Origin of the sequence: Streptomyces sp. ALI-76-A (assembly GCF_030287445.1) — a bacterium.
In the GTDB taxonomy this organism is placed as follows: Bacteria; Actinomycetota; Actinomycetes; order Streptomycetales; family Streptomycetaceae; genus Streptomyces.
In genome coordinates this window covers 4,992,764-5,008,897 of the sequence record NZ_JASVWB010000002.1, presented here as the reverse complement: position 1 = coordinate 5,008,897, position 16,134 = coordinate 4,992,764, and the positions used below count along the sequence as shown (strand labels likewise).

14 protein-coding genes are annotated in these 16,134 nt (G+C 71.4%); 5 read left to right on the top strand and 9 right to left on the bottom strand.

Annotation, left to right across the window (positions count from 1 at the left end; translation table 11 throughout):
* Positions 1 to 24 precede the first annotated feature (24 nt).
* Entirely contained in the window at positions 25 to 1,686 is a 1,662-nt protein-coding gene (dacB, locus tag QQS16_RS23405) for a D-alanyl-D-alanine carboxypeptidase/D-alanyl-D-alanine endopeptidase (protein WP_502963833.1), read from the bottom strand.
* 79 nt (positions 1,687 to 1,765) lie between these two features.
* On the opposite strand from dacB, the gene QQS16_RS23400 reads away from it, so the two are divergent.
* On the top strand, positions 1,766 to 2,257 hold the full coding sequence (locus QQS16_RS23400) for an inorganic diphosphatase (RefSeq protein ID WP_095751114.1): 492 nt from the start codon (positions 1,766 to 1,768) through the stop codon (positions 2,255 to 2,257).
* A gap of 113 nt (positions 2,258 to 2,370) precedes the next feature.
* On the top strand, positions 2,371 to 4,059 hold the full coding sequence (locus tag QQS16_RS23395; protein WP_286063788.1) for a threonine/serine exporter family protein: 1,689 nt from the start codon (positions 2,371 to 2,373) through the stop codon (positions 4,057 to 4,059).
* Positions 4,060 to 4,249: 190 nt separating this feature from the next.
* On the opposite strand, the gene QQS16_RS23390 is transcribed toward QQS16_RS23395, so the two are convergent.
* Positions 4,250 to 5,206, bottom strand: coding sequence for a DedA family protein (locus QQS16_RS23390; RefSeq protein ID WP_286063787.1), 957 nt, complete (start codon positions 5,204 to 5,206; stop codon positions 4,250 to 4,252).
* A 137-nt stretch (positions 5,207 to 5,343) separates the two neighbouring features.
* Here QQS16_RS23390 and QQS16_RS23385 point away from each other — a divergent pair, with 137 nt between their 5' ends.
* Positions 5,344 to 5,709 (top strand): YbjQ family protein, encoded by a 366-nt coding sequence (locus tag QQS16_RS23385; protein ID WP_286063786.1) that lies wholly within the window; start codon positions 5,344 to 5,346, stop codon positions 5,707 to 5,709.
* Positions 5,710 to 5,733: 24 nt separating this feature from the next.
* Here QQS16_RS23385 and QQS16_RS23380 read toward each other — a convergent pair whose 3' ends face one another.
* Complete coding sequence (locus tag QQS16_RS23380; protein WP_286066427.1) at positions 5,734 to 6,495, bottom strand: MerR family transcriptional regulator; 762 nt, start codon at positions 6,493 to 6,495, stop codon at positions 5,734 to 5,736.
* Positions 6,496 to 6,646: 151 nt separating this feature from the next.
* Here QQS16_RS23380 and QQS16_RS23375 point away from each other — a divergent pair, with 151 nt between their 5' ends.
* Complete coding sequence (locus QQS16_RS23375) at positions 6,647 to 7,930, top strand: ion channel protein (RefSeq protein ID WP_286063784.1); 1,284 nt, start codon at positions 6,647 to 6,649, stop codon at positions 7,928 to 7,930.
* A gap of 30 nt (positions 7,931 to 7,960) precedes the next feature.
* Positions 7,961 to 9,373: a glutamate decarboxylase gene (gene gad / locus QQS16_RS23370; protein ID WP_286063783.1), complete on the top strand. Its 1,413-nt coding sequence runs from the start codon at positions 7,961 to 7,963 to the stop codon at positions 9,371 to 9,373.
* Between the two features lie 26 nt (positions 9,374 to 9,399).
* Here gad and QQS16_RS23365 read toward each other — a convergent pair whose 3' ends face one another.
* The 6 genes from QQS16_RS23365 to QQS16_RS23340 form a co-directional block, all read right to left on the bottom strand.
* Positions 9,400 to 10,620, bottom strand: coding sequence for a WD40/YVTN/BNR-like repeat-containing protein (locus QQS16_RS23365; protein WP_286063782.1), 1,221 nt, complete (start codon positions 10,618 to 10,620; stop codon positions 9,400 to 9,402).
* Positions 10,621 to 10,800: 180 nt separating this feature from the next.
* A complete protein-coding gene (locus QQS16_RS23360; protein ID WP_286066426.1) occupies positions 10,801 to 11,529 on the bottom strand; it encodes an ABC transporter permease in 729 nt (242 codons plus the stop codon).
* A gap of 50 nt (positions 11,530 to 11,579) precedes the next feature.
* A complete protein-coding gene (locus tag QQS16_RS23355) occupies positions 11,580 to 12,530 on the bottom strand; it encodes an ATP-binding cassette domain-containing protein (protein ID WP_286063781.1) in 951 nt (316 codons plus the stop codon).
* 102 nt (positions 12,531 to 12,632) lie between these two features.
* A complete protein-coding gene (locus QQS16_RS23350; protein ID WP_286063780.1) occupies positions 12,633 to 13,274 on the bottom strand; it encodes a PadR family transcriptional regulator in 642 nt (213 codons plus the stop codon).
* A gap of 155 nt (positions 13,275 to 13,429) precedes the next feature.
* Positions 13,430 to 14,890, bottom strand: a complete 1,461-nt coding sequence (locus tag QQS16_RS23345; RefSeq protein ID WP_286063777.1) for an aldehyde dehydrogenase family protein — start codon at positions 14,888 to 14,890, stop codon at positions 13,430 to 13,432.
* 113 nt (positions 14,891 to 15,003) lie between these two features.
* Positions 15,004 to 15,840: a Sco1979 family transcriptional regulator gene (locus tag QQS16_RS23340; RefSeq protein ID WP_502963922.1), complete on the bottom strand. Its 837-nt coding sequence runs from the start codon at positions 15,838 to 15,840 to the stop codon at positions 15,004 to 15,006.
* Positions 15,841 to 16,134 lie beyond the last annotated feature (294 nt).

Genomic DNA, 16,134 nt, shown 5'->3' with positions numbered 1-16,134 from the left:
CGGCCGGGGCACGCCGGTCCGCCGTCAGCGGCAGCCGCAGGACGCCAGCGCGGTCGCCGCCCGGTCCAGGGCGGCCTGCGCCGCCGCCTTGTCCGTCGTGCCGGAGGCCAGGAAGGCGAAGGCGAGCAGCCGCCCATCCTGGTCGACGACCGTTCCGGCCAGCGTGTTCACGCCGGTCAGGGTGCCCGTCTTCGCCCGGACGACGCCAGCCGCGCCATCCGTGTAGCGGCTGCTGAGGGTGCCGGTGAATCCGGCCACCGGGAGGCCGGTGAGGGCCGGGCGGAGTTCGGGGCGGGCCGGGTCGCCCGCCTCGACCAGCAGCGCCGTGAGCAGGTCGGCGGTGATGCGGTCCTCGCGGTCCAGGCCGCTGCCGTCGCGGAAGTCGGCGCCCGACACGGGCAGGCCCAGTTTCTTCAGCCGCGCGGCGATCGCCCTGCCCCCGCCGTGGAAGTCGGCGCGTTCACCGGCCGCGACGGCCGTGTGGCGGGCGAGGGCCTCGGCGATGTCGTTGTCGCTCTCAGTGAGCATGCGTTCGACGAGGGCGGAGAGCGGGGGCGAGGAGACCGTGGCGAGGGGCTCGGCGCGCCCGGTCGCCTTGGAGGGGCCGGGAGAGGTCGTCCCGATGCCCTGGTCCTTCAGAAGGGCGGCGAAGGTGCGGGCCGCCTGCGCCGCCGGATCGGTCTCCCGGATCACGGGCCCGCTGTCGGAGTCGTCCGTGCGGCCCTCGTCGCTCATCAGGGCGGTGACCGGCGCGAGGTTCTCGTTGACTCCGATGGGGTGAAGTCCGGAGCCGGCGTACAGGGTGGTGTCGTACGACAGCGTCACCTCGCGCAGGTCCCGCTGCTTCAGGGCGGCGGCCGTCTTCCGGGCGAGGGTGCGCAGGCTCGCCCGGCCCTCGGCGTCCCGGTGGGCGGTGAGGGTGGGGTCGCCGCCGCCGACCAGGACCAGTTCCTTGGTGCCGGCCTCCAGGGCGGTGCGGGTGGTGAGGCGGTGGTCGGGGCCCAGCGCGGAAAGCGCGGCGACGGCGGTGGCGATCTTCGTGGTGGAGGCGGGGGTCAGGGCCTTGCCCGCACCGGTGCCGTAGAGGCGCTTGCCGGTGACGGCGTCCACGACCACGGCGCCGCGGCGGGTGCCGAGCGCGGCGTCCTTCAGAAGCGGGTCCAGGACGGCGGACAGGCCCTGCCCGGTCGGTGCCGCCGTCACCCTGTGCGAGGTGTGGCCGAGGGCGGCCAGGACGGAGGCGGCGCTGGGAGCGGGCCGGGGCGCCCCGCCGGTCGTCCCCGTGGAGCCGTCGTGATCTGCGCCACCCGTGTGCTCCTGGGCGACCGCCCGGTCCCGCTCGGCCGTACGCTGACCCGTGGAGTCCCAGGGGCCCGCAGCGGTCACCACCGAGGCGGCCAGCGCCAGCCCGGCGGTGGCAGCCGTCGCGGTGTACTGCCAGGTCCCGGCGGTCTTCGGCCTCGGGATCCGCGCCAGTCGCGGCCCCGCGGCCCGTGCCAGCCGCACGACCTGTGGTTTTGTGGCCGTCGCGGCGCGTGCGAGACGAGGGCGTACAGCGTCCGCAGCTCGCGCCACACGGGGCCGGACGGCGTTTCGGGCGCGTGCCAGACGCGGTCGTACGGCGTTCGCGGCCCGCGCCACACGCGGTCTCGCGGCCCGCCAAGGCCTCAGCTCTGGCACGACCACCAGCCCCTTTCGCGATCACACACCTGCGTGAGGGACACTTAACCACCAGAACTATGTGCTGATCATGGAGGAGCCACCGGTGGAGTTCGACGTCACGATCGAGATTCCGAAGGGTTCGCGGAACAAGTACGAGGTGGACCACGAGACCGGTCGGATCCGCCTGGACCGTCGCCTCTTCACCTCGACCAGCTACCCGGCCGACTACGGCTTCGTCGAGAACACCCTCGGCGAGGACGGAGACCCGCTGGACGCGCTGGTCATCCTGGACGAGCCGACCTTCCCCGGCTGCCTCATCCAGTGCCGCACGATCGGCATGTTCCGGATGACGGACGAGGCCGGCGGCGACGACAAGCTGCTGTGCGTGCCCGCGCACGACCCGCGTGTGGAGCACCTGCGCGACATCCACCACGTCTCCGAGTTCGACCGCCTGGAGATCCAGCACTTCTTCGAGGTCTACAAGGACCTGGAGCCCGGCAAGTCGGTCGAGGGCGCCAACTGGGTGGGCCGTACGGACGCCGAGGCGGAGATCGAGCGGTCGTACAAGCGCTTCAAGGAGCAGGGCGGCCACTGATCACCGCTGTGCCTCGCGGGCCGCGTGACCCCTCCCGGGGTGGCGCGGCCCGTTCGCGTACCTGTGCGCATACTGAGAGCTGCTGAAACGTGTCGTACAGGGAGCGCTACGGAGTGACGCACGCGGAGGACCGCAAGCCGCGGTCGGACGAGGCGAGGAGCGTGCTCGCGCCTTCGACGACGGCCGACGCGGAGACGACGTCCGAGTTCTCGGTCCCCCGGGGGCTGGCCGTACCGAGAACCGGTGGGGAGTCCGAGGCCACGTCCGAGTTCGCCCTGCCGGACGGGCTGGACGCGCCGCAGCCGCCCGGTGCGGAGCCGGAGGGGTCGGCGTTCAACACGCCGAGGACGTACAGCGCCCGGCAGGCGCCGCCCGCCTTCACACCGCCCAGCGGCATCCCCGTGGTCAGCCTGACCAAGGACCTGCCGTGGCAGGACCGGATGCGCACGATGCTGCGGATGCCGGTGACCGAGCGGCCCGCGCCGGAGCCGACGCACAAGACGGAGGAGGAGGGGCCGGCCGTCCCCCGCGTCCTCGACCTGACGCTGCGTATCGGTGAGCTGCTGCTGGCCGGCGGCGAGGGCGCCGAGGACGTCGAGGCGGCGATGTTCGCGGTCTGCCGGTCCTACGGCCTGGACCGCTGCGAGCCGAACGTCACCTTCACCCTGCTGTCGATCTCCTACCAGCCGTCCCTGGTCGAGGACCCGGTGACGGCGTCGCGGACCGTGCGCCGCCGGGGCACCGACTACACGCGGCTGGCGGCCGTCTTCCGGCTGGTGGACGACCTCAGCGACCCGGAGACGTCGATCTCCCTGGAGGAGGCGTACCGGCGGCTGGCGGAGATCCGGCGCAACCGGCACCCGTATCCCGGCTGGGTGCTGACCTCGGCGAGCGGACTGCTCGCGGGTGCGGCCTCCGTGCTGGTCGGCGGTGACGTGATCGTCTTCATCGCGGCCGCGCTGGGCGCGATGCTCGGTGACCGGCTGGCGTGGCTGTGCGCCGGGCGCGGGCTGCCGGAGTTCTACCAGTTCACCGTCGCCGCGATGCCGCCGGCCGCGCTGGGCATCGCGCTGACGCTGGCGGACGTGGACGTGAAGGCGTCCGCGGTGATCACCGGTGGGCTGTTCGCGCTGCTGCCCGGGCGGGCCCTGGTGGCGGGCGTGCAGGACGGTCTGACCGGCTTCTACATCACCGCGTCCGCGCGGCTGCTGGAGGTCATGTACTTCTTCGTCGGCATCGTGGTGGGGGTGCTGGTGATGCTCTACGTCGGGGTGCAGCTGGGTGCCCATCTCAACCCCGACGCGGCCCTGGGCATCACCCCGCGGCCGCTGTGGCAGATCGGCGCGTCGATGCTGCTGTCGCTCACGTTCGCCGTGCTGCTCCAGCAGGAACGATCCACCGTGCTGGCCGTGACGTTGAACGGCGGGGTCGCGTGGTCGGTGTACGGCGCGATGCACTACACGGGCGGGCTCTCACCGGTCGCCTCCACCGCCGTCGCGGCGGGACTCGTGGGCCTGTTCGGGCAGTTGCTGTCGCGGTACCGGTTCGCGTCCGCGCTGCCGTACACGACGGCGGCGATCGGGCCCCTGCTGCCGGGGTCCGCGACGTACTTCGGGCTGTTGTCGATCGCGCAGAACCAGGTCGACGAGGGGCTGGTGTCGCTGTCCAAGGCGGCGGCGCTGGCCATGGCGATCGCCATCGGGGTCAACCTCGGATCGGAGATCTCGCGGCTGTTCCTGCGGCTGCCGGGGATGGGCAGTGCGGCGGGGCGGCGGGCCGCCAAGCGGACGCGGGGCTTCTAGTGCCGCGGCAGGCAACGTTTGCCCGTCAAGGAGCGGCGTCCGGTGCGTGCTCTCGGCGTGCCGGCCGGAAGCCCTCGTACTGGATGTACTCGGGCTTTCGGCCGGTGCGGCGAGAGGGCGTGCCGGGCGTCGCGACGGGGCGAACGTTGCCTGCCGCGGCACTAGGCCCCGCGCCGGCACGGAACGCCTGTCAGTAGCCGCCGTTGTAGGGCTGCTGCTGGTTCGGGTCGTAGGTGCCCTGCTGGGAGCCGTACGGCTGCGGGGTGTAGGGCTGCTGCGGAGGCTGCTGCTGACCGTACGGCTGCTGGGGCTGCTGCTGGCCGTAGTGCTGGTCGTAGCCGTACTGCTGCCGGCTCTGGTCGCCGTACTGCTGGTTGTCCTGGGTGCCGTACTGCTGCTGGCCGCGGTTGTCGTACGGCTGGTTGTACTGCGGCTGGTCCTCGGACGGGATGCGGCGCAGCTGGGTCGTCGCGTCGTCCGTCATCGGGGCCTGCTGCCGGGCGGCGGGCGCGTCCTGGCCCGCCGCACGCTTCTTCTTGGAGCGCTCGCGGAGGTACTCGACGGCGATCGGGACCACGGAGAGGAAAACGATCAGGATGAGGATCGGCTCGATGTTCGCCTTGATGACGTCGATCTGCCCGAGCCAGTAGCCGGCCATGGTGACACCCGAGCCCCAGGCCACGCCGCCGATGATGTTGTACGTGAGAAACGTGCGGTACTTCATACGGCCGGCGCCCGCCACGATGGGGGCGAAGGTGCGCACGATCGGCACGAAGCGGGCCAGGACGATCGCCTTGGGGCCGTACTTCTCCATGAACTCGTGGGCCTTGTCCAGGTTCTCCTGCTTGAAGAGCTTGGAGTTGGGGCGGTTGAAGAGCTTCGGACCGAAGAACTTGCCGATCATGTAGCCCACCTGGTCGCCGAGGACGGCGGCCAGCACGATCAGGGTGCACACCAGCCACAGCGGCTGGCTGATGTAGTTCCCTTCGGCGACGAAGAGGCCCGCGGTGAACAGCAGCGAGTCGCCGGGCAGGAAGGCGAAGAGTCCGGACTCGGCGAAGACGATCAGCAGGATGCCGGGGAGGCTGAAGGTTTCGATCAGATAGTCGGGACTGAGCCACTCGGGGGCGAGCGCGAGCGTGGTCACGGGATTGTGGCTCCTGCTGGTGGGGGACGGGCTGGGCTGGGCTGGCTGCCCAAAAGTATCAACGCAGCGGTCGTGGCCCAGGTTCCATGGGCGTCCCCAGGATGCACTGTGGTCCGTCTGCGACAAAGCTGTGCGTCATGAGCATCCAAGATTACGGCGGCGGCCAGGGTCCCGACTCGGACGTGCTGGTCGTGACGACGAACGACGCGCCCGGCTACCGGGTCCAGGAGGTTCTGGGCGAGGTCTTCGGGTTGACCGTGCGCTCCCGGCATCTGGGAAGTCAGATCGGGGCCGGTCTGAAGTCGATGGTCGGCGGTGAGCTCAAGGGGCTGACCAAGACGCTCGTGCAGACCCGCAACCAGGCCATGGAGCGACTGGTGGAGCAGGCACGCGCGCGCGGCGCCAACGGTGTGCTGATGTTCCGCTTCGACGTGACCGAGGCGGCGGACGTCGGCACCGAGGTGTGCGCCTACGGGACGGCGGTGGTCCTGGCCCGGGAGTGACACCCCGGGCCAGGGGTTTCGGGTCTAGGAGGTGTGGCGGGCCGCGTTCGCCTTGATCGCCTCCCTGAGGTGTTCGGCGAGGCCCGGCCGCATGGAGTCGTAGAACGCCTTGAAGCGCTCGTCGGACACGTACATGTCGCCGAGACACTGGTGGAGTTCGTACGGGCAGTCGTAGAACCAGGTGCGGATGTGCTGCCGGTGCTCCTCGGCCATGTCCATCGCCCGGTCGCCGGTCGGCTGTTCACCGGCGGCCATCAGGGCGTCGTAGCGCTCGCTCCAGGCGTTGACCTCGGCCTGCATGCGCTTCCAGTCGTCCTTGGTGTACGTCGCGGCGCGGCGCTGCGACTCGGCGTACGCCTCCGTGCCGCCCCAGCGCTGTTCCGCCTCCTCGGCGTACTGTTCCGGATCCTTGTCGCCGAAGACCTCGAACTTCTCCTCCGGCGTGAGGTTGATGCCCATCGTGCGTGCCTCCATGGCGTGCTCCACGGCCGCCGCCATCTTCCGCAGCCGCTCGATCCGGGCGGTCAGCAACTCGTGCTGGCGGCGCAGGTGCGCGCGCGGGTCCGCGGCCGGGTCGTCGAGCAGGGCGGCGACCTCGTCGAGCGGGAAGCCGAGCTCCCGGTAGAACAGGATCTGTTGCAGCCGGTCGAGGTCGCCGTCGCCGTAGCGCCGGTGGCCCGCGTGGCTGCGCTCGCTCGGGACGAGCAGGCCGATGTCGTCGTAGTGGTGCAGCGTGCGCACCGTCACTCCGGCGAAACCGGCGACCTGTCCCACGGAGTAGCTCACTTCGTCCGCTCCCTTCTTCGGTACGCGCTCCACGGTGGGTCCTCACGCGACGTGAGGTGCAAGGCGTATTCCACCGGCCGTTCCCGCTCCGTCGGATCCCGGTCGGACTCCCCCGGATGTTCGGTCCCTTTTGTCCGTTTATCGTGAGCCCGTGGCCCAGGACACCGCGCAGCAGGCTCCCGCCGCCCCGGCGACCCCGGCGCGCGCGCTGCTGCCGTTGATCCTCCCCGCCCTGGTGGTGGGGGTGGGCGCGAGCCTCGTCTTTCTCGGGGTGAGCGCGGCGGCCGGAGAACTCCAGAACGTGCTCTGGCAGACCCTGCCGGACTCCCTGGGGGTCGGCAGGTACTCCGTGCTGTGGATGCTCCTCATGCTCACCGCGACGGGCGTGGCGGTGGGCCTGGTGGTGTGGAAGGTGCCCGGGCACGCCGGACCCGACCCGGCCACCACCGGACTCGCGGCCCCGCCGCTGCCGCCCGCCGTCCTGCCGGGGCTGGTGCTGGCGACCGGGCTGATGCTCGCGGGCGGACCCAGCCTCGGGCCCGAGAACCCGATCATCGCCGTGAACGTGGGGCTCGCCTTCTGGCTGGGACGCCGGCTGATCCCCCGGCTGCCGGGCGGACTGTGGCCGGCGCTGGCGGAGGCGGCGACGATCGGCGCGCTGTTCGGTACGCCGGTGGCGGCCGCCCTGGTGATCTCCGAGGCGCTGGCCGGGAAGCAGCCGAAGGGTGCGCTGTGGGACAACGTCTTCGCGCCCCTGGTGGCCGCCGCGGCCGGGGCCCTGACGACCACTCTGGTGGCCCGCCCCACCTTCGACCTGCATCTGCCCGCCCTCGGCCGGACCGGCTGGGGCGACCTGCTGGCGGCTCTGGTGGTCGCCTCCCTCGCGGCGCTGCTCGGCATGACCGCCGTGTACGCCTTCCCTTACCTCCACGGCGCGTTCGCCCGGCTCGGGCACCCGATGCTGATCCTTCCGGCCGGCGGGCTCGTGCTGGGCCTGCTGGCGGCGCTGGGCGGCCATGTGACGCTGTTCAAGGGGCTGGACGAGATCGGGGAACTGGCCCGCGATCCCGACGGCTGGACCGCGGGCCAGTTCGCGACGATGACGGTGGTGAAGCTGGCCGCGCTGCTCGTCGCCGCGTCCTGCGGCTTCCGGGGCGGACGGATCTTCCCCGCCGTGTTCGTCGGCACCGCCTTCGGTCTCGGCGCCCACGCGCTGGTGCCCGCCGTCCAGCCGGCGCTCGGGGTCGCCGCCGGCGTCCTGGGGATGCTCCTCGCCCTCACCCGGCAGGGCTGGCTGAGCCTGTTCACGGCCGCCGTGCTGGTGGCCTCGCCCGCGATCCTCGCCCTGCTCTGCATCGCCTCCCTGCCGGCCTGGCTGCTGGTGACGGGGCGCCGGCAGATGCAGCTGCGCGACGACGGAACCCCGGTCATCTGAAACCCGCCGACCCGCTGAGGAGACCCGCTCATGCCGCTGCACACCGGCCCCGACCAGCGCGACCAGCGCCCGCTGTCCGTCAACCCCTTCCACGGAGAGGCGAACCCGGTCGGCGGCATGACCGAGGCTCCGCCCAAGCACCGGCTCCCGGACACTCCCCTGCCGCCCGCGACCGCCTACCAGCTCGTGCACGACGAGCTGATGCTGGACGGCAACGCCCGGCTGAACCTCGCCACCTTCGTCACCACCTGGATGGAGCCGCAGGCCGGGGTCCTGATGGACGAGTGCCGGGACAAGAACATGATCGACAAGGACGAGTACCCGCGCACCGCCGAGCTGGAGCGGCGCTGTGTGGCCATGCTCGCCGACCTGTGGAACGCGCCCGATCCCTCGGCCGCCGTGGGCTGTTCGACGACCGGGTCGAGCGAGGCCTGCATGCTCGCCGGCATGGCGCTGAAGCGGCGCTGGGCGCAGCGCCACGCCGACCGGTACCCGGCCCGGGACGTCCGCCCGAATCTCGTCATGGGCGTCAACGTGCAGGTCTGCTGGGACAAGTTCTGCACCTTCTGGGAGGTGGAGGCCCGTCAGGTGCCCATGGAGGGCGACCGGTTCCACCTCGACCCACAGGCCGCCGCCGAGCTGTGCGACGAGAACACCATCGGGGTCGTCGGCATCCTCGGCTCCACCTTCGACGGTTCCTACGAACCGGTCGCGGACCTGTGCGCCGCCCTCGACGCCCTCCAGGACCGCACCGGCCTCGACATCCCCGTGCACGTCGACGGGGCGTCCGGCGCGATGGTCGCCCCCTTCCTCGACGCGGACCTGGTGTGGGACTTCCGGTTGCCGAGGGTCGCCTCCATCAACACCTCCGGCCACAAGTACGGGCTGGTCTACCCGGGCGTCGGCTGGGCCCTGTGGCGCGACAAGGAGGCCCTGCCCGAGGAACTCGTGTTCCGCGTCAACTACCTGGGCGGTGACATGCCGACCTTCGCCCTCAACTTCTCCCGGCCCGGCGCTCAGGTCGTCGCGCAGTACTACACGTTCCTCCGGCTGGGCCGGGAGGGGTACCGGGCCGTGCAGCAGTCCACGCGGGACGTGGCCCTGGGCATTGCCGAACGGGTCGAGGCGCTCGGCGACTTCCGGCTGCTGACCCGGGGCGACCAGTTGCCGGTGTTCGCCTTCACGACCGCGCCCGGTGTGGACGCCTACGACGTCTTCGACGTCTCCCGGCGGCTGCGGGAGGGGGGCTGGCTGGTGCCGGCGTACACCTTCCCGCCGCACCGCGAGGACCTGTCCGTGCTGCGGGTGGTGTGCCGCAACGGCTTCTCGGCCGACCTCGCCGACCTGTTCGTGGAGGACCTGACGCGGCTGCTGCCGGAGCTGCGCCGGCAGTCCGGGCCGCTGAACCGGGACAAGGGGGCGGCCACCGGGTTCCATCACTGAGGCGGCGTCCGCCCGGATCGCCGTCCTCAGTCGCCGCCGCCCAGGGCGAACGACGTCCAGTGGACGCCGTCGGCCGATATGCGAAACCTCCCGGAGCCGTGGCTGTCACCCCCCAGGTAGCCGAGCGGGGTCGTGGTCACCGAGCCCGCGGGTCCTCGGGAGTCTTCGGCGCGGGTGAACGTACGGCCGCCGTCGGTGCTGCGCCAGGCGCCGTCCTCGCCGTGAAGGGTGAGGCTGCCGTCGGCGGCGGCCACCGGGGCGCCGAGCAGGGAGCGGGGCTCCACTCCCCTGCGGTGTTCCCACACCCGCTCCCAGGTGTGGCCAGCGTCGGCGCTGCGGTGCAGGGCGAGCAGGCCGTTCTTCACGTCGTCCTCGCCTGGCAGGTGACCCGGCTGGGCCGCGTACAGCTTGTTCCCCTCGGTTCCCGGTGCGGCGACCACCCGCATGCCCGAGCCGTGCCGGGTCGAGCCCGGCAGCCGGGACAGCCGCCAGGTGCGTCCCCGGTCCTCGCTGACCGCGAGGGCGGGGCGGTCGGAGCCCGGGTCACGGCCGGAGGCGAGGAGCAGGCTTCCGGCTGTCCCGCGCGCGATCTCTCCTGCGGGGATCATCGGGCCCTTCAGCGGAGGCTGGGCGGCCAGGGACCGGTACTCGCCGGTGGCGGGAACCACCGTGAGCAGGCGGGAGCGCTCGCAGCTGTTCCCCTCCCGGTCCGCCCGCGCGCAGTCCTCGACCAGGGCCCCTCCCCCGGACACCACCGGCACCGTGCCCGACGGCTCGGTGGTGCCCGCGCGCCAGCTGCGGCCCCGGTCGCCGGTGAACCAGGTCCGGTCCGGGGGCGGCCACCCGCCCTCGGTGATCAGCGCGCGGCCGGGGCCCAGCACCACGAGCCCCGCCGTGATCCCGAGGTCACCCGTCACGTCCGCCAGCGGCGAACGGCGGAGCCGCCAGGTGTCGGCGCCCGCGTCCAGGACGGCGACATGCTGCCGGCAGCGCTTCCTTCCGCACTCCGCGAGCAGCGCGAATCCGCTGCCGTCCGAGGCGAAGCCGACGTCGGCCACGAAGCCGGGCAGGCCGGCGGCCGACGGGACGCGGGGAGGCGTGTCCCCCACCGCTGAGGGTGCGCGCTCTCCCCCGTCCGGTCGCCCGCCCGCAGCCGTGCCCCCTTCCGTGTCGGCGCACGCCGCCACCGACAGCAGGACGCCCACCGCCATGGCCACCACCGCCCTGCACCTGCTGATCCACCTCATGGGAACCCCCCGAACGACCGATGACCCCGCCGCGATGCGCTGTCATTCCTGGTACACCGCTCACCGCGCCGGGGTTCCCACTCGGCGGCCACGACTTTCCCGAGGTCCCCGCCCGCCCGGTCAGCTCCCCGCCTTACCCACTCAGCGCCCGGCCCCCTCACCGCCCCACTCGTCCGGCCCCTACGTGCTCAACGCCCCGAACCTCCGCACCGCCAGCGGGAAGAACACCGCCAGCAGCGCCAGCGGCCACCCCACCGCGGCCCACACGTGGCCCGACTCGGCGCCCGGCCAGCCGAACAGGTCCCGTACCGCGGTGGCCGTGTGGGACATCGGATTCCACTCGACCACCGAGCCCAGCCAGCCGGGCATGGAGTCGGGGGTGGCGAAGGCGTTGGACAGGAACCCGACGGGCCAGACCAGGATCTGCACCGCCTGGACCAGCTCCGGCTTGCCGGCCACCATCGCCAGGTAGATGCCGATCCACAGCATGGCGAAGCGGAACAGCAGCAGCAGGCCGACGGCGCCGAGGAACCCGGTGACACCGCCGTGCGTCCGCCAGCCGATCGCGTGGCCGACGCCGATCATCACCAGCAGGCCCACCGCCGACTGGAGCATGTCGGCCACCGAACGCCCCACCAGGACGGCCCCGTTGGCCATCGGCATGGACCGGAAGCGGTCGATCACCCCCTTGTTGAGGTCCTGCGTGACGGCCAGCAGGGTCCCTTCGAGTCCGAACGCCATGGTCAGCGCGAGCATGCCGGGGACGAGATAGTCGACGTAGTCCCCCTGGACGCCCCGGCCGCCGCCGATGAGGTAACCGAACATCAGCAGCAGCATCACCGGGAAGACCAGGCTCACCACGACCTGCACCGGCTGCCGCGCCCAGTGGGCCAGTTCACGCCGGGTCATGGTCCAGGAGTCGGTCAGCGCGTGGGCGTTCGCGGCGTACGGGCTCGTACTCACGCGTCCTCCTTCACTCGGTGGTCGCCGGTGAGGTGCAGGAACACCTCGTCCAGCGTCGGACGGCGCAGGGACACGTCCACCGCCTCGATGCCGGCCTCCTCCAGGGCCCGTACGACTCCGGAGAGCGCCGCCATGCGGTCGGTGACGGGGGCGCTGAGCAGGCGGCGGTCGGCGTCGACGCGGACCCCCGGACCGCCGACCGGCAGCAGGGCGACCGCGGCGCCCAGTTGGCCGGCGTCCCGCAGGACGACGTCGATGCGGTCGCCGCCGGTCGTCGTCTTCAGCTCGTCGGCCGTGCCGTCGGCGACCACCCGGCCGCGGTCGACGACCGAGATGCGGTCGGCGAGCTGATCGGCCTCCTCCAGGTACTGGGTGGTCAGCAGGACCGTCGTGCCGCCGCCGACCAGGGAGCGGACCGCGGCCCACACCTCGGCGCGGCCACGTGGGTCGAGGCCGGTCGTGGGTTCGTCCAGGAAGAGCACCTCCGGTTCGGTGATGAGGGAGGCCGCCAGGTCCAGGCGGCGCCGCATGCCGCCGCTGTAGGCGCGGACGGGTTTGCGGCCCGTGTCGGCGAGGCCGAAGCGTTCCAGGAGTTCACCCGCGCGCACGCGCGCGGGGCGGGCGCCCAGGTGGTGCAGACGCCCGAACATGTCCAGGTTCTGGCGGCCGGACAGCTCCTCGTCCAGGGCCGCGTGCTGGCCGAGGAGGCCGATCCGCAGGCGTACGCCGTACGCCTGGCGGACCACGTCGTGCCCGGCCACCTCGGCGCGGCCCGCGTCCGGGCGCAGCAGGGTGGTCAGGATCCGTACGGCGGTGGTCTTGCCGGCGCCGTTCGGGCCCAGCAGGCCGTGCACGGACCCGCGGGCCACCCTCAGGTCGAGCCCGTCCAGGGCCGCCTTGTCGCCGTACCTCTTGCACAGGCCTTCGGCGACGATCGCGTCGGTCATCGAACTCCTTCCGAGTCACCTGACAGAGCGAGTTATTAATCAAACTTGACTACTAGCTCGCCGGAGGAGCGTATGCCCACCCAGGGACTTAGTCAAACTTGATTAGCGGCTGTCTCCCGGATGCCGCTCCCCCGTCGCGAAGGGGTTCTCCTCGCCCTCCGGCAGGACGCCCACGAACGGCTCGCCCTCTCCAGCGAAGGTGTACGCCCCGGCACGGATGCGGTCGATGAGACCCCGGGTCCAGTCGGCGCCGGTGTCGGCCGAGTGCACCCAGAAGTTCATGATCTCGCCGATGTGGCCGAGCTGCCCGGGGCCCTCCTCCGGCGTGTAGTACTCGGTGACGGACTTGCGCCACTCCTCGATGCTGCGCACCCGGTCCTCCAGGAGGCCGAGGACCTCCTCGCGGTCCAGGTCGACCATGAAGCCGAGCGCGGCGGTCAGCACGTCCGGCCGCTGGTCGTAGGCGGTCAGGTACGCGCGGACCAGCGAGAGGTACTCCTCGATGCCCGCCTCGGTGATCTCGTACTCGGTGCGCGGCGGGCCGCCGACGGTGGACGGCGCGATCTCGTGCGCGTGCAGCAGCCCCTGCTTCGCCATCTGTTTCAGGGCGTGGTAGATCGAGCCGGGCTTGGCGTTGGACCACTCGTGCGCGCCCCAGTACTCCAGGTCGTTGCGCACCTGGTAGCCGTGGGCCCGCCCGTGCTGGCGGACCGCGCCGAGCACGAGGAGACGGATCGCTGACATGCCGTCCAGCCTAGGGCGCCGCACCTGGGCCCGTGGAGGTGCCCTGCGCGTTCGCCACCGGATGATCCGCGGCGGCGGGGGACCGGCACGCCGGCGGCGGACACCCGCCCCCTGTGCGCCTGGACGCGTGCCCGCCGCCGTACCGGAGCGTCCCGTCAGAACGGGAAGCCGCTGCGCCCGTGCTGGACCGAGATCCACTTCAGGGTGGTGAACGCGTCGGCCGTCGTCTCGCCGTTCAGGCGGCCGATGCCGGAGTGCTTCTCGCCGCCGAAGGGGACGAGCGGCTCGTCGTGGACCGTGCCGTCGTTCACGTGGAACATGCCGGTCTCGATCTGCTTGGCGAAGGCGACACCCCGCTCGATGTCACCGGTGTGGACGGCCCCGCTCAGGCCGTACGGGCTGTCGTTGACGATGCGTACGGCCTCCTCCTCGCCGTCGAACGGGATGAGGAAGACGACCGGGCCGAAGACCTCCTGCTGGAGCAGGGCGGAGTCGGCGGGCAGGTCCGTGAGGACGGACGGCTCGACCAGGTTGTCGGTGGTGGTGCCGTGCACCAGCGCCGTGGCGCCCTCGGCGATGGCCTGCTCGACGACGCCCGTGAGCGCGTCCGCCTGCGAGGAGTTGATGACCGGGCCGATGACGGTCTCCGGGTCGCGCGGGTCGCCGGCCTTCAGCGTCCGGACCTTGGCGACGAACTTCTCGGTGAACACGTCGGCGACCGAACGGTCCACGAGGACCCGGTTGGCGGCCATGCAGACCTGGCCCTGGTGGACGAACCGGCTGAAGACCGCCGCGTCGACCGCGTAGTCGACGTCGGCGTCGTCGAGGACCACCAGCGCGCTGTTGCCGCCCAGTTCGAGGACCGAGCGCTTGAAGTTCGCGGCGCAGACGGTGGCGACGTGACGGCCGACCTTGTCCGAACCGGTGAAGGAGATGACCTTCGGGACGGGGTGCTCGATGAACGCGTCACCGATCTCGGCGATGTCCGTGATGACGACGTTCAGCAGCCCGCCGGGCAGGCCCGCGTCCTCGAAGATCTTCGCGACCAGGGAGCCGCCGACGATCGGGGTGTTCTGGTGCGGCTTGAGCACCACGGCGTTGCCGAGCGCGAGCGCCGGGGCGACCGACTTGAGCGACAGCAGGAAGGGGAAGTTGAAGGGGCTGATCACCCCCACGACGCCGACCGGCACGCGGTAGAGGCGGTTCTCCTTGCCGTCGACCGGCGACGGCAGGATCCGGCCCTCGGGACGCAGCGCCAGGTGGATCGACTCGCGCAGGAACTCCTTGGCGAGGTGGAGTTCGAAGGCGGCCTTCAGCCGGGTGCCGCCGAGCTCGGCGATGATCACCTCGGCGATCTCCTGCTCGCGCTCCTCGATCAGCCTGAGGGCCTTCTCGAACACCGTGCGGCGGGCGTACGGGTTGGTCGCGGCCCACTCCTTCTGGGCGCGGGCCGCCGCCCGGTACGCCTCGTCGACCTCGTCGACCGTGGCTATGGTGATCGACGCCAGCTTCTCGTCGTCGAACGGGTTGAAGTCGATGATGTCCCAGGACCCTGTCCCCGGGCGCCACTCACCGTCGATGAACTGCTGAGCCAGGTCGGTGAAGTAGGACGACATGTGATCCCCAAGTCACTAGCAGACACACGATCAACGTCACGGTCTGATCACACGTCATCGTACGTGCGCCGCACGCGAGTTGGGGACAGAGCGCAATGTTCTGGGGATAACCCCTAGGAGAGCTGGCGGAGACCTCGCAGAAGGTCCCGGCTCTCGTCCGGCCCCGGGCTGTCCTGCTGGAGCTCCTTCAGCGCCTTCTCGTACTGGGCCACGTCCTCGTGCTTGTCGAGGTACAGCGCGCTGGTGAGCTGCTCCAGGTAGACCACGTCGGAGAGGTCGGACTCCGGGAAGGACAGGATCGTGAACGCGCCGCTCTCGCCGGAGTGGCCGCCGAAGCCGAACGGCATGACCTGTAGCCGCACGTTGGGGCGCTCGGAGATCTCGATCAGGTGCTGGAACTGGCCGCGCATCACCTCGCGGTCGCCGTAGGGGCGGCGCAGGGCGGCCTCGTCCAGCACGATGTGGCACTCCGGGCCGTTGTCCTCCAGGAGGTGCTTCTGCCGCTCCATGCGCAGCGTCACGCGCCGCTCGACGTCCTCCGCGCTGGCGCCCTTCATGCCGCGCCGGACGACCGCGCGGGCGTACGCCTCGGTCTGCAGCAGCCCGTGCACGAACTGGACCTCGTACGCGCGGATCAGGGACGCCGCGCCCTCCAGGCCCACATAGGTGGGGAACCAGCTCGGCAGGACGTCCGAGTAACTGTGCCACCAGCCCGCGACGTTGGCCTCCTTGGCGAGGGACAGCAGCGAGGCCCGCTCCGCCTCGTCCGTGATGCCGTACAGCGTCAGCAGGTCCTCCACATCCCGCGTCTTGAAGCTCACCCGGCCCAGTTCCATCCGGCTGATCTTCGACTCGGAGGCGCGGATCGAGTAACCCGCCGCCTCGCGCGTGATGCCGCGTGCCTCACGCAGTCGCCTGAGTTGCGAGCCGAGCAGCATCCGCCGCACCACCGATCCGGGCTCTCCCGCGCTCACGTTCGCCAGCCTCCCCAACCGTCTTCAGGCACCGAAGTCTGCCACTAAAACACTCCGAGCAGTACTCGCCCGATTACAGATATGGAAAGAAGCCAAAGTTTCCGCACAGGCGTGGGACACCTCCGGGGACGGGGAAGGCAAGAGACAGGGGAGAAGATGGCAGAAAAAATGGCCAACAAGTGGTACGGGAGGGTCCAATTCGGTCAGGTGCACGTGCATCTGCACCTTGCATCTGCACCGCGCATCCGAAACCATGGTCCTGCGCCACCG